The 11469-nt window shown below is 52.1% G+C and carries 12 protein-coding genes and 1 pseudogene; 6 read left to right on the forward strand and 7 right to left on the reverse strand.

Going from position 1 to position 11469, the window contains the following annotated elements; translation table 11 throughout:
• The first annotated feature begins 67 nt into the window (after window positions 1–67).
• Window positions 68–1429 carry an ApeA N-terminal domain 1-containing protein gene (locus tag AC5JPW_RS06610; protein ID WP_494239060.1) on the forward strand — a complete coding sequence of 454 codons (1362 nt, stop codon included), beginning with the start codon at window positions 68–70 and terminating at the stop codon, window positions 1427–1429.
• A 219-nt stretch (window positions 1430–1648) separates the two neighbouring features.
• Here AC5JPW_RS06610 and AC5JPW_RS06615 read toward each other — a convergent pair whose 3' ends face one another.
• From AC5JPW_RS06615 to AC5JPW_RS06625, 3 genes and pseudogenes are all read right to left on the reverse strand, one after another.
• Window positions 1649–2035: a hypothetical protein gene (locus tag AC5JPW_RS06615; protein WP_494239061.1), complete on the reverse strand. Its 387-nt coding sequence runs from the start codon at window positions 2033–2035 to the stop codon at window positions 1649–1651.
• Window positions 2036–2148: 113 nt separating this feature from the next.
• Window positions 2149–2496 (reverse strand): annotated as a pseudogene (locus AC5JPW_RS06620) (phage tail sheath family protein); the annotation flags it as partial.
• Window positions 2496–3041 carry a TetR/AcrR family transcriptional regulator gene (locus AC5JPW_RS06625; RefSeq protein WP_494239062.1) on the reverse strand — a complete coding sequence of 182 codons (546 nt, stop codon included), beginning with the start codon at window positions 3039–3041 and terminating at the stop codon, window positions 2496–2498. The gene AC5JPW_RS06625 and the pseudogene AC5JPW_RS06620, both read right to left, overlap by 1 nt.
• Before the next feature lie 80 nt (window positions 3042–3121).
• Here AC5JPW_RS06625 and AC5JPW_RS06630 point away from each other — a divergent pair, with 80 nt between their 5' ends.
• On the forward strand, window positions 3122–4324 hold the full coding sequence (locus tag AC5JPW_RS06630; RefSeq protein WP_494239064.1) for an MFS transporter: 1203 nt from the start codon (window positions 3122–3124) through the stop codon (window positions 4322–4324).
• A 123-nt stretch (window positions 4325–4447) separates the two neighbouring features.
• Window positions 4448–4705: a hypothetical protein gene (locus AC5JPW_RS06635; RefSeq protein ID WP_494239065.1), complete on the forward strand. Its 258-nt coding sequence runs from the start codon at window positions 4448–4450 to the stop codon at window positions 4703–4705.
• A 36-nt stretch (window positions 4706–4741) separates the two neighbouring features.
• Here the strand turns inward: AC5JPW_RS06635 and AC5JPW_RS06640 are convergent, their stop codons facing one another.
• On the reverse strand, window positions 4742–5974 hold the full coding sequence (locus tag AC5JPW_RS06640) for an MFS transporter (RefSeq protein ID WP_494239066.1): 1233 nt from the start codon (window positions 5972–5974) through the stop codon (window positions 4742–4744).
• A 272-nt stretch (window positions 5975–6246) separates the two neighbouring features.
• On the opposite strand from AC5JPW_RS06640, the gene ybjG reads away from it, so the two are divergent.
• Window positions 6247–6855 (forward strand): undecaprenyl-diphosphate phosphatase, encoded by a 609-nt coding sequence (gene ybjG / locus AC5JPW_RS06645; protein WP_494239067.1) that lies wholly within the window; start codon window positions 6247–6249, stop codon window positions 6853–6855.
• Between the two features lie 66 nt (window positions 6856–6921).
• Entirely contained in the window at window positions 6922–7680 is a 759-nt protein-coding gene (gene deoR / locus AC5JPW_RS06650) for a DNA-binding transcriptional repressor DeoR (protein WP_494239069.1), read from the forward strand.
• A 37-nt stretch (window positions 7681–7717) separates the two neighbouring features.
• Here deoR and dacC read toward each other — a convergent pair whose 3' ends face one another.
• The gene (gene dacC, locus AC5JPW_RS06655) at window positions 7718–8920 is read right to left on the reverse strand and encodes a serine-type D-Ala-D-Ala carboxypeptidase (RefSeq protein WP_494239070.1); all 1203 of its coding nucleotides are present in this window, start codon (window positions 8918–8920) and stop codon (window positions 7718–7720) included.
• Window positions 8921–9148: 228 nt separating this feature from the next.
• Between dacC and AC5JPW_RS06660 the strand changes: the two genes are divergently transcribed.
• Window positions 9149–9775 carry a glutathione S-transferase family protein gene (locus AC5JPW_RS06660; RefSeq protein ID WP_494239071.1) on the forward strand — a complete coding sequence of 209 codons (627 nt, stop codon included), beginning with the start codon at window positions 9149–9151 and terminating at the stop codon, window positions 9773–9775.
• Window positions 9776–9793: 18 nt separating this feature from the next.
• Here the strand turns inward: AC5JPW_RS06660 and AC5JPW_RS06665 are convergent, their stop codons facing one another.
• Entirely contained in the window at window positions 9794–10909 is a 1116-nt protein-coding gene (locus AC5JPW_RS06665) for a PQQ-dependent sugar dehydrogenase (RefSeq protein ID WP_494239073.1), read from the reverse strand.
• Window positions 10910–11018: 109 nt separating this feature from the next.
• Complete coding sequence (locus AC5JPW_RS06670; RefSeq protein WP_494239074.1) at window positions 11019–11402, reverse strand: biofilm formation regulator BssR; 384 nt, start codon at window positions 11400–11402, stop codon at window positions 11019–11021.
• Window positions 11403–11469: the final 67 nt, after the last annotated feature.

The following is an 11469-nucleotide window of genomic DNA, read 5'->3' on the forward strand; positions in this document are numbered from 1 at the left end:
GTTGGAGAGCCAGTTCATACTGCTCCTACTGATTAAAAGGAAAGTTATCAAACACAAGAGGCCAGCTATGGATGAGAAAAACTATTACATTGATAATATATCCGAGATAATCACGGGATATATAACAATTGATAATACGGATATATTCTCTGAGTTAACTATTAATGAAGATGGCATAATTGTAAAAATAATCGACTTTAACGGCAAGCAAGCTCACTTGTTATTCAACTCAAGTATCAAAAAACCAATTAAATTTACCGGCTCCACTAGTTATTATTTACTTTTTGGTTTGAATTTAAAAGAAGCACAATCGATGAGAATCAAATCCAATGAAGTAATTGGAAGCCATATATTTAGTGTTCAAGGTTTTTTACACACAAGAGAGTTTGATATAGATCATAAAGAATTTTATAGCATCAGCATTTATGGCGAGGGCATAAAAAAATGGTCAGGCTCGACACTTAAGATCGGAAACATTATAAAAAATACAACCAATCATATTCTCCCTGATGATGAGGATTTAATTGAATTTGAGAAAAGCATTATTGGGGTTGGAACTATCGGACTATATAATTCTTATAGGTATGGTGGTATAAATGGATTGCACTCTTTTGGTTTAGAAATAGAACCACATATCAAACTCACCTTCGAACAGCCCGTTAATTTAGGACAAGTGATTGATATACACACTGACTTATACATGCTATTGAGGTTTTTCATAGGTAACTCTATGTCTATTTCTGATGTAAAAGTCATGACAACGCCATACCATAACATGTCAAATACCCATCTCTATATACCTGAAAAGAAAGCAATTAAAATAAACTACCGAAATACTGCGTTACTACCATACTCACAACATGATCATCGTCTTAATGATTACAACTTTCCTGATAGCATATGGGATAATTATTTTTCACCGCAGCACAAGGACCTTAAAGAACTGTTAAAAAAATACGTCACTTATTCCATGATTAATAATGATGAGGAGCAATTTTTAGGGTTTTATAGAATAATTGAAACCATGACTTTAGAAAAGTCTCACTTCGTTAATGAGAACGATTTAGATATATTATTAAAGCGCTCAAGATTATTTTTATCAAAAAAATTCCCAGGCTCACAAATATCTAAATTTATAAGAGCAATAAAAAAAGCGAACACTGAAAAAAACAATACTGAGCGCTGCATCCATCACTTTATAAGTGACCTCCCCAAAATGACCTCTGAAATATTGAGGCTGGGTGAAATAAATATCACTGAAATATGCAACTCCAGAAACAAGATAATTCACCAACCTCTATTTATTGAAACACCTGAAAACATTCACACTCATAAATCAAAGGTCGAAACCCTAACAAAACTGGCGCTACTTATTAAACTAGGCGTACCTACAAGCATGATAGATAAAATAGCATACTTCCTTTTGTAGGTTTTTAACAAAACTTAAAAATGTCAGTTATTAATGAAGAGTATAATAACTGACATTTTATTTTGAATATGCCTACAACCCTATAACCCTTTAGTGCGTACAAACAACCATATTGCTAATATTGTATGATGATATTTTTCATCGCTAATGTATGGAAGTAAAAATTGATAACATCACATTTCATTTCAAATGGAGAAGTCAATGAATGTTTTTCATTTCCTACGCCCCTGTAACCTGCCCTATGAACCCTGCTACAACTACATTTCCGTTAAAACTTAAAGACGTCATCTCAGAAAAAATCCTCAATCCCAATCCACGTAAAATTTTTTTCATATATTTTTCAATATGATAAATAATCTCATATTCAAAATCAGATCCTTTAAACTGAAAAACACTGAAATTCTTTTCAATCTTTTCAGTTTGCAAACTCACGCAAGCCGCCAGCGCTGGCGCGGTCTGGCGGTCTGGTTTGTAGAAAAATAAAACTGAAAAAATTATGCGATCCAAAAACCGCAGGCGGGTGCGGTGTAGTGCCGTTTTTGTCTGCGACACATTTATTTTGTGGGCGTGTGGCTGCGCCAGCGGGACGGGGTTGCGGTGATCCATTTGATGGGGTTCGGTTGCGTGCGTGGGAGAGTGATGCGCTCATAGCGCGTTCTGCTGCGTCTGATGAGGTGGCATAAAAAAACCCGCTCAATGGCGGGCTGGGTGGGTGCTATTCAGGCAATGATTTGTTCGTATTTCCCTCGGGTCGTGTCCGCCTTTGAAGCGGTCTGTTCAAAGGCGCTGGACTGAATCGGCGCGCCCGTTCCCGAGTGCGTGTGACTGGCACACTGCTGCGCCAGCTCTGCCAGTAGGTCGATAGTGTCAATCAACATCGTCAGGGCGTTGGTACTCTCCGTGCCGATATGAACGGTCTGGCCAATCACCTGCTGACCTTCGGCCACGCTCTTACGCAGGGCGGCAATCTTTTCTGTCAGCGCGCCGCCTGTCTCGATATCGATATTCCCGGCCACCTTGCTGGACTGTTTCCCTCCAATATCCGTTCGCGCATCACCCGTTACACTCACCTCTCCCCTGCAATTCGCCCAATCATCACTCTCAGGTCTTCCCTTTTCAGCGGCTCTCTGTCGACGACAAAGTGCAGCGTCATCCCTTCGATAAACGCATCCAGCGCGCGGGCGGTGATTGGATCAAACCACTGCTCAAGGGTGGTCTGACTGGTGCGCATCCAGTTTTGCATTACGCTTTTAAAGGTCGGCTTTTTCGTCATAAACGCATAAAGCTGGTACATCAGTTCCATGTTGTGTGGCGTGGTGACCTGGGCACTGTATATGAGATCGGTGACCGCATCGCAGGCATCGGCCTGGTTTTTGACGTTGTCGAAAAAGGCCCGGTACTGTACCGACATCTGCTGGGTGAAACGGGTAAAGGCTTCATCCAGCAGTGCATCGATACCGGCGAAATAGTAGGTCATCGAACCAAGCGGCACGTCTGCGCAACTGGCGATTTTACGGTGGGTTACGGCCTGAATCCCATGTTCGGCAATGGTTTCCAGCGTCGCTTCAATGATTCTTTCGCGCCGCTGTGGGTCGTTAGGTCGTCTGCTCATACATCCTCTCAATCAGTTATGTACAAATGTACACACTCTTGCTAGTGTTGTCCTCTCTTTTCCCTGCAGGATGCGACGTAATGGCAGTCATCTCACACCGTAATGCCCTGAAACACCGGCTCTGGGCGCTGTTCACCTTCTTCTTCATACCCGGACTATTGATGGCTTCCTGGGCCACCCGTACTCCGGCAATCCGCGATATTCTGTCGGTGTCGACGGCGGAAATGGGGGCCGTGCTGTTTGGCCTTTCCGTCGGCTCCATGAGTGGCATCCTCTCCTCCGGCTGGCTGGTTAAACGCTTTGGCACACGCAAAGTCATTCGCGCCAGCATGGCGGCGGCCGTCGCGGGCATGGTGATTCTGAGTCTCGCCCTGTGGTTGGCTTCTCCCCTGCTGTTCGCGGTTGGACTGGCGTTCTTTGGCGGCAGCATGGGCGCGGGCGAAGTGGCGATTAACATCGAAGGCGCAGTGGTTGAACGCGAGATGAACAAAACCGTGCTGCCGATGATGCACGGCTTTTACAGCCTCGGCACACTGGCAGGCGCGGGCATTGGTATGACCTTAACCGCGTTCGGTACGCCAGCCACGTTGCACATCCTGCTGGCAGCAATTGTGGCGATTACGCCGATTGTCATCGCCATCTCTGCCATTCCCGAAGGGACGGGTAAAGACACGCCGGAAGACAAACAGCGCAATAAAGCGGGCGTCCCTTTTTATCGCGATGTTCAGTTACTGTTGATTGGCGTCGTGGTACTGGCAATGGCCTTTGCAGAGGGTTCCGCCAACGACTGGCTGCCGCTGCTGATGGTCGATGGACATGGCTTTAACCCGACATCCGGCTCATTGATTTACGCAGGCTTTACGCTGGGGATGACCGTCGGGCGCTTTACCGGTGGCTGGTTTATCGATCGTTACAGTCGCGTGGCGGTGGTTCGAGCCAGCGCATTAATGGGGGCGATTGGCATCGGGCTAATCATCTTTGTTGATAACGCCTGGATTGCCGGACTGTCGGTCATTTTCTGGGGACTCGGCGCGTCGTTGGGCTTCCCGCTGACTATCTCTGCGGCCAGCGATACCGGCCCGGATGCTCCGACCCGCGTCAGCGTAGTGGCAACAACAGGCTACCTTGCCTTTCTCGTGGGACCGCCGCTGCTGGGCTTCCTCGGTGAGCATTACGGATTACGCAGCGCCATGCTGGTGGTATTGGGTCTGGTGCTGGTCGCCGCACTGGTTGCTAAAGCCGTTGCGAAGCCTGAAACCCCGCTGCAATCCGCTACCGAGTGATCTGCCCGCGAGTGCGGTGAATTTATCGCACTCGCGGCAACAAACGGCTTCAGGCAATTACGCATACTTCGCCCGGTTTTGTGGCTGGCATCCGGTCAGCCACGTTTATATCCTGAGGCGAACATGAAACGCTCCCTGCTCTCCCTTGTGCTTTTTGCCACTATTTCGACTGGCGCAATGGCGCAAAACATTACGGTAAACGTGCCGGATGGTTACAAAATCGAACTCGTTCCGATTAACACGCCGACGACGCAGACCGCGTATGTTGCTCCGCAGGTGGTTGCACCCGCACCGGTGGTTCGCGTTGCGCCCCGCGCCCGCCATCTGGCAAGCGTGGGTGAAGGAATGATCATCGAACACCAGATTGATGATCACCATTGAGGGAAGAGGCTGTTTAGCGCTCCGGCGTGAGCAGCCTTAACCTTCCAGCGAATTACCCACACTTTTGTCCCGCAGGAAAATCACCATCAGGCCGAGCCAGAGAATACCGTTCACTAAGTTGAAAAGGCTGAACAGGCCATTGCCGCCCATAAGCCAGGCATGCTTACTGATTTCGATGCCAGCAGTGAAGATAAACATTTGCAGCATCCCCATCGCCGCCGACACTGCGCCTTTACTCACATCGCTTGCAAACAGGGTCAGTCGCACCAGGCCCGCATTCGCCAGGCCAATGCCAAAGGCGTAAATGCTTAAACCCGCGGTCATCCACAAATAAGCGTGTGATGACTCCACGGTGGCGATGGCGGCCACGATAAGCCCGGCCACAATCGGCCAGCCACCAAGAATGATAAGCGCACGCACCGTCCGCCGTGAGGTCAGTTTTGCCAGCACCAGGTTACCCACGATCAGCGCGCCGAAAATCGGCACCTGCAACAGGCCATATTCGTAGCTGGTGAGCTGTTCACCGCTGATAATGATGATGGGCGACTGAGCAATCCAGGCCAGTAACGGCAGGCTGACAAAGCCAGTCGCCAGCGCCCCGGCAACAAAGCGCACGTTCTTCAGCACCAGCGCATAGTCGTGCCACAGGGCTTTCATCGACAGCGGCTCGCCCAGCCGGGTGGCGGTCTCCGGCATCGCTCGCTGCAAGCCAAAGAACGCGAAAGCCGCGAGGACAGCAAACAGCACAAACATCCCTTCCCACGGCACGGCATGCACCCAGGCAGCCCCGACCAGCGGGCCGAGCAGCGGCGCAATCAGCGCTACGTTAGCCATCAGTGCGGTTATCTTGATGCAGACCGCCTCGTCAAATGACTCCTGAATCGCCGCGTAACCCACCGCACCAATAAAGCAGAGGCTGATTCCCTGCAGGAAACGCAGAAAGGTGAACTGTTCAATGTTCTGCGCCAGCAGCGTGGCAAGACAGGTCAGGATGAACCACACCACACCCGCGAGCATCACCGGGCGGCGGCCAATGCGATCCGACAGCGGGCCCAGCAGCCACTGCAAAAACATACCGCCCGCCAGATAAGCGGTCATCGAGGTCGGCACCCACTCAATACCCGCTTGATATTGTTCAACCACGGCCAGCATGCCGGGCTGAATCATATCGTTAGCGATATAGGTGGAGAATTCGTACAGGACCAGACAGAGCGGGAATAACAGCGCCTGACGACCCAGACGTTGTCCAGAAAGGGAATGATTTTGCATGCAATCTCTTTAACGTAAAAAATCGCGCAGAGTGTAATCAAAGCCTCCGCGTCGGGATAGTGAATTGTGTGGTCAACGGCGCAGAAAGCACTTTTTTACTGCTTAAGGTTCTCTTAAGCGTCGCGGCGTAATGTTTCAGAATAATGAACCTTTTGACGTCAGAATTCTCTAACTCTGCGTCCAGAAAAGTAAAGGCACTTTACCCTGCGTAATCATGCTTTTAAGGTTAGCGTTTTCCCATTACTGCCTGTGTGCTAAGCGTCGTCAACGGTATGTTAGAAACTTTGAACTACTCGCTGTACGAGTGGATTAATGCCACTCCTGATTCCCCGGCCTGGCTCATCAGTGCCGCCCGTTTTATTGCCAACGATGTCATTGGTATCGTGCCGCTGCTGGCTGTGGGTTTGTGGCTCTGGGGGCCCCGTCATCAGGTAAGCGCCCAGCGCCAACTGGTGATTAAAGTCACGATGGCGATGGCCATCAGCATGACGCTGTCATACGTGCTGGGGCATCTGTTCCCTCACAACCGCCCGTTCGTCGATCACATTGGCTACAACTTCCTGCAGCATTCAGCAGACTACTCGTTCCCAAGCGATCACGGGACGGTGATTTTCACCTTTGCGGTGGCCTTTATAGCGTGGCACCGGGCGTGGTCTGGCACAGTGCTGATGCTGGTTGCGCTGGCGATAGCCTGGTCCCGCGTCTACGTAGGCGTCCACTGGCCGCTGGATATGCTCGGCGGATTAATGGTCGCCCTCTGCGGTTGCCTGACGGCACAAATGCTGTGGCAATCCTTCGGTAACGCCCTGCTCCGCGTGGTACAGCAGCTTTACCGCCTCTGCTTTGCTATCCCCATTCGCCGCGGCTGGGTACGTGACTAAGCCCGACGGCACAGGTAAGATGAACGCCCTGCTCTATGCAGGGCTTTCTTTATACTCAGGGGATCTATGGAAACAAGACGTGACGAACGTATCGGTCAGTTACTCTCCGCGCTCAAACGCAGTGACAAACTGCATCTGAAAGAAGCCGCCGCCCTGTTGGGCGTATCCGAGATGACCATTCGCCGCGATCTCAGCACCAACAGCGCACCTGTTGTGCTGCTGGGGGGCTACATTGTTCTGGAACCCCGCACCGCCAGCCATTACTTGCTCAGCGATCAAAAAACTCGTCTGGTCGAAGAGAAACGCCGTGCCGCCGAGCTGGCCGCAAAACTGGTGCAACCACACCAGATGGTTTTCTTCGATTGTGGTACGACAACGCCCTGGATCATCGAAGCTATCCCGGAAGAGGTGCCTTTCACCGGCGTCTGCTACTCCCTGAACACCTTCCTGGCGCTACAAGAAAAACCCTTGTGCCGGGCTATCCTGAGCGGCGGTGAGTTCCACGCCAGCAACGCCATCTTCCAGCCCGTTAGTTTCAAAGAGACGCTGAGCTATTTGCGCCCGGACATCGCGTTCTACTCCGCCGCCGGGGTGCATGTAGAGCAGGGTGTGACCTGCTTTAATCTGGAAGAGTTACCGCTTAAACATTGGGCGATGGCCAGCGCGCAGTACCACGTACTGGTGGTCGATCACAGCAAGTTTGGCAAAGTACGCCCGGCCTGCATGGGCGAGTTAAGTCACTTTAACGCCATCGTCAGCGACTGCCGCCCGGACGATGCCGTCGTCGATTTCGCCAAAGCGCAGCAAATCAAACTGATGTACTGACCGTGACCGTGCCCGCAACGGGCACGGCCTTAATCCATCAGGAGAACCAGCCGCCAAACCACTGGTGGAATTTCATCAGTACGAAGTCCCACATCCGGCCAAAGAAACCGCCCTCTTCAACCGCTTCCATCACAATCAACGGACGCTGTTCAATTGACTTGCCGTTAAGCTGGAAGTCTATCGTACCGACCACCTGACCTTTTTTCAGCGGTGCCGTCAGTTGCGGTTCTGTCAGGGTATAGCTGGCTTTCAGATTTTTAAGCTGACCACGCGGAATAGTGACTGAACCCGCTTCACCCGCACCCAGCTTCACCTCGCTCTGATCGCCAAACCAGACGCGCTGGCTGACGAAGGTCGCATCCGGTTTAATCGGGGTGACGGTTTCGAAGAAGCGGAAACCCCAGGTGAGCAGTTTTTCTGATTCGTTGAAGCGGATGCGGTCAGTTTTCGACCCCAGAACCACCGAAATCAAGCGCATATCACCCTGGGTTGCCGAGGCCACCAGGTTGTAGCCTGCACCATCTGTCGTTCCGGTTTTCATCCCATCAACGTTCATACTAGTGCTCCACAACAGGCGGTTGCGGTTCGGCTGGCGAATCTTGTTAAAGGTGAACTCTTTCTCTTTGTGAATGGCGTACTCTTCCGGCACATCATGGATAAGTGCTCTGCCGAGTAACGCCATATCGCGGGCAGTACTGAACTGCCCTGGCGCATCCAGTCCGTGTACCGTTTTGAAGGTGGTATTGGTCAGCCCCAGTTTGGTCACATAGCCATTCATCAGGCTGACAAATGAATCCTGACTGCCCGCCACATGGTCGGCAATGGCAATACTGGCATCGTTACCGGACTGAATGATGACCCCTTTGTTGAGGTCCGCGACCGAAACCTGATCCCCAGGTTTGAGGAACATCAGTGAGGAGCCGCGCAGAGCCGGGTTGCCGGTTGCCCAGGCGTCTTTGCCAACGGTCACCGTGTCAGTAAGCTGAATTTTTCCGGCCTTAAGTGCCTGACCGACCACGTAGCTGGTCATTAGTTTGGTCAGACTCGCCGGGTCGAGTTTCTCGTCGGCATTGCCTTCCGTAAGTACTTTCCCGCTGTTGTAATCCATCAGGATCCAGGCGCGGGCGTCGATCGCTGGCGCATCAGGCGCCTGCTCAACCGCATACAGAGGGGAGGAAAAGAGAACGATCAGCGCGGCTCCAGCCGCAAGGCCGCGTGGGAAGAGAGATAAATGCGTCATATAGGCCACCCAGGTATCCATTCTGAAATAAACGTCGCACCACCGTGCCGCAACAAGCCGTGAGTAATAGCGCATAACGTACGTGAATGAAAGCGCCGAAAAGTAAAGTTTATGCAATAACATACTGTTGCGCTGACTCAGGCCAATTTTTTTGTAAATCGTTGCCAGAACGTTAACTTTATCCCACCATGGTGACCATCTGAAGGTGCGAAACATCAAGGGGGTCATATGATCACGCTGTGGGGCAGAAATAACTCGTCGAACGTGAAGAAAGTACGCTGGACGCTGGAAGAGCTGGAATTACCCTATGAACATATTCTGGCGGGCGGGGCATTCGGCCTGAACCGTGAAGCCGAATTCCTGGCGATGAACCCGAACGGTCTGGTGCCACTGCTGCGCGATGACGAAACCGACGTTGTGCTCTGGGAATCCAACACCATCGTACGTTACCTCAGCGCACAATACGGCCAGGCGCGTTTGTGGCCGGAGTCACCGGCCGTCCGCGCGCAGGGTGAAAAGTGGATGGACTGGGCGCTGAGCACGCTGGCACCCAAGCACGGCATTCTATTGGTCGGCATCGTGCGTACGCCAGCAGACAAGCGTGATAACGCCGCTATCGAAGCGGGGATTAACGCCTGCGAAGATCTGTTCGCACTGCTGGATGAAGCACTTGCCACTCAACCGTGGCTCTCCGGCGACGCCTTCGGCCCTGGCGATATCGCCGTCGCGCCTTTCATCTACAACCTCTACAACATTGGCCTGAGCTGGGGACCGCGCCCGCATCTGGAAAGCTGGTATCAGCGCCTCACGCAGCGCCCGGCGTTCCGTGAAATCGTGATGATTCCGGTCACCTGACCGACCACCCGGCGTAGATTACTGCGCCGGGCTCACTTTCAGCAGTTCCCCGTCTGTCTCGTCCGTCAGCACATATAAAAATCCATCCGGCCCGACGCGCACATCACGAATACGCTGGTTGCGATCGCCCAGAATACGCCCGTCTTCCGTCACCGTGTTACCGTTGACGCTCATCACAATGACATCCTCGTCTTTAAGCGCCCCGATAAAGAGTTTGTTCTTCCACTGCGGGAAGGTATCGGCGTTATAGAACGCCATGCCGCTTATCGCCGGGGATTTTTTCCAGTAGAAAATCGGCTGCTCAGTGCCCTCGACTTCCCCTCCTTTGGCCTCCGGGATGGGCGAACCGCCGTAGTTAATGCCCCAGGTTGCCAGCGGCCAGCCATAGTTTTTGCCTTTCTCCGGTATGTTTATTTCGTCCCCACCGCGCGGACCATGTTCGTTCATCCACAGCGCATTGCTCCACGGATTCATCGCCATGCCCTGCGGGTTACGTATCCCATAAGACCAGATTTCAGGGCGCTTGCCCGCCTGCCCGGCGAAGGGGTTATCCGGCGGCACTTTCCCCTGATCGGTGAGACGCACCAGTTTACCCTGCAATTTGTCCAGATCCTGCGCCGTCGGGCGCTGATTGTTCTCCCCGAGGCCAATCCACAGGTAGCCTTTGCCGTCAAAGACCATTCTGCCGCCAAAGTGATTACCGGTCGAAAGCTTCGGCTCCTGGCGGAAGACCACCTGGAAGGCTTCAACACGTGAGAGGTCGTCCGTCAAACGCCCGTAACCCACCGCCGTTCCCGCTTTGCCATCGTTGCCCACCTCCACATAGCTCAGCCACACGCGGCGCGACTGCGCAAAATCGGGGGCCAGCACCACATCCAACAAACCGCCCTGCCCGTTCGCCCACACGCGCGGCACACCAACGATAGGGTCAGAAATGCCCTTCCCGGCCTGCCAGTGGCGCAACTGCCCACCACGCATGGTTATCAATAGCCCTTGATTGCCGGGTAAAAAGGCCAGAGACCAGGGGTGATCGAGCTTGGTTTGCAGCACCTCAACCTTTACAGGCGCAGGGGCCGCGACGACGGAAGCAGAGAGGAGCAAAGTAGGTATTAAATAGATTGCGTGGCGACGCATGGCACACTCCTTGAGCGATTGTTTGCCTAAAGGGTAGACAGCCTGCGTAAGCGAGAGGGGACTTTTACAAAAACTGAAATTAAAAAAGGGGGAGTTTCCTCCCCCGGCTTCACGCCTCTTCGAGCCGTGAATGTTCACTCAGAAAATCGATGCTGAAATTCAGCACGTTCAACGAACGTTCTAATTTATCAGCATTCACTGCAATGTAGGTCGGACAGTCATGGCGCCCGCTAAGCAGGCTTACAGCTGCCGAAGATAACGCTTCTTCTGCACGGTACAATGCACCACGATTATCGTGGTCCAGCAACTGATTCAGTTGCTCACCTCTATCGCGAATCTCCCTCGCGAGTTCAAAGAAACTGTCCTTTAACTGATCGGTTTCGCTGACCGACATATAGCCTTTTGCTTTACGCAATTGGATATAGGTCTCAAGCTCAACACGGGCATTGAGCAATTTGTCCAGCAGGCAGCGTGTGAGTTCATCGACGGTCATACGTATTCCCTCCCTTGTCAGCCATTGTGCCACTCCATAGTATGGACAACTTTTGAACAAAAGCATG

Source organism: Phytobacter sp. (genome assembly GCF_059074235.1).

Bases quoted from the DNA above. Each gene is read 5' to 3' on its own strand.
- AC5JPW_RS06630 (WP_494239064.1), top strand. From the start codon at position 3,122: ATGGCAGTCATCTCACACCGTAATGCCCTGAAACACCGGCTCTGGGCG.
- deoR (WP_494239069.1), top strand. From the start codon at position 6,922: ATGGAAACAAGACGTGACGAACGTATCGGTCAGTTACTCTCCGCGCTC.
- AC5JPW_RS06615 (WP_494239061.1), bottom strand. From the start codon at position 2,035: ATGGATCACCGCAACCCCGTCCCGCTGGCGCAGCCACACGCCCACAAA.
- AC5JPW_RS06640 (WP_494239066.1), bottom strand. From the start codon at position 5,974: ATGCAAAATCATTCCCTTTCTGGACAACGTCTGGGTCGTCAGGCGCTG.
- ybjG (WP_494239067.1), top strand. From the start codon at position 6,247: ATGTTAGAAACTTTGAACTACTCGCTGTACGAGTGGATTAATGCCACT.
- AC5JPW_RS06625 (WP_494239062.1), bottom strand. From the start codon at position 3,041: ATGAGCAGACGACCTAACGACCCACAGCGGCGCGAAAGAATCATTGAA.
- AC5JPW_RS06635 (WP_494239065.1), top strand. From the start codon at position 4,448: ATGAAACGCTCCCTGCTCTCCCTTGTGCTTTTTGCCACTATTTCGACT.
- AC5JPW_RS06670 (WP_494239074.1), bottom strand. From the start codon at position 11,402: ATGACCGTCGATGAACTCACACGCTGCCTGCTGGACAAATTGCTCAAT.
- AC5JPW_RS06665 (WP_494239073.1), bottom strand. From the start codon at position 10,909: ATGCGTCGCCACGCAATCTATTTAATACCTACTTTGCTCCTCTCTGCT.
- AC5JPW_RS06660 (WP_494239071.1), top strand. From the start codon at position 9,149: ATGATCACGCTGTGGGGCAGAAATAACTCGTCGAACGTGAAGAAAGTA.
- AC5JPW_RS06610 (WP_494239060.1), top strand. From the start codon at position 68: ATGGATGAGAAAAACTATTACATTGATAATATATCCGAGATAATCACG.
- dacC (WP_494239070.1), bottom strand. From the start codon at position 8,920: ATGACGCATTTATCTCTCTTCCCACGCGGCCTTGCGGCTGGAGCCGCG.